Below are 772 nucleotides of genomic sequence, written 5' to 3'. Positions count from 1 at the left end.
TTATTTTTCATAAAATTTATCAATAATCGACAATATTATGATAATTTAATAACAATGTAGCGACTATAAGCGATAAGATGGTTTTTCTTCTCCATAGAGCCAATATCTAAGATAATCATCCGCCACAATAGCTGCCGCACTTAACACAAACCAAACCGCCGCATAGGGCAGACAGATTTGTCCATAAAGATTAAAGGGTATCCGACTGTAATCCCATATATCCAGTTTCAGCCACAGATTTAAAATTACCCCTGCACAAAATTCAAGAAAAGTGATCATCAACATCGACAGAAACATTTGCTGCAGCAGCGTATATCTACCCCTCTGCTTCTCATTGAGGCGTCCGCATAAAATGAAACAGATACCGCCTAGAATAAACATACTCCAATGAGAAAATCCCCGGGTAAACATTTCAATACCATAATAAATACTGCCCCCGAATACAAATAGGAACAGGAACTTACACAAAGCTATCATTTTTCTATCCTTTCCGCTGTCTTTACAGACAGACACCAACTCCTTTATAGTAGTATAAACTTTCAAACAGCTTTTTAGTCCTTTTGTCCAATGAATATATCATATACATCCTTTTCAAAATATCAGATACCTCACTTGTCTGCGGATCAGGCCGGTTATTTGCGAAACGATGTACTAGTATTTTCTGACGGAGTGTGCTACAATTTCATAGGTATTTAAATGAAAACATTTTTATAAATTATACACTGCGCGTATCTGCGCAGCACTTGAACAATGGAGCGTGATTTATGTCACT

Annotated in this window: 1 protein-coding gene; it reads right to left on the bottom strand. The window is 36.8% G+C overall.

What is annotated here, in order from left to right; all coding sequences use genetic code 11:
- Positions 1-63: 63 nt before the first annotated feature.
- Complete coding sequence (locus WMO25_RS18495) at positions 64-477, bottom strand: putative ABC transporter permease (RefSeq protein WP_117527435.1); 414 nt, start codon at positions 475-477, stop codon at positions 64-66.
- Positions 478-772 lie beyond the last annotated feature (295 nt).

This window comes from Coprococcus intestinihominis, from assembly GCF_040096555.1.
Lineage (GTDB): Bacteria > Bacillota > Clostridia > Lachnospirales > Lachnospiraceae > Coprococcus_A > Coprococcus_A intestinihominis.
Note: the sequence above shows the minus strand (reverse complement) of the source record. Positions and strands in the feature narration are given on the sequence as shown.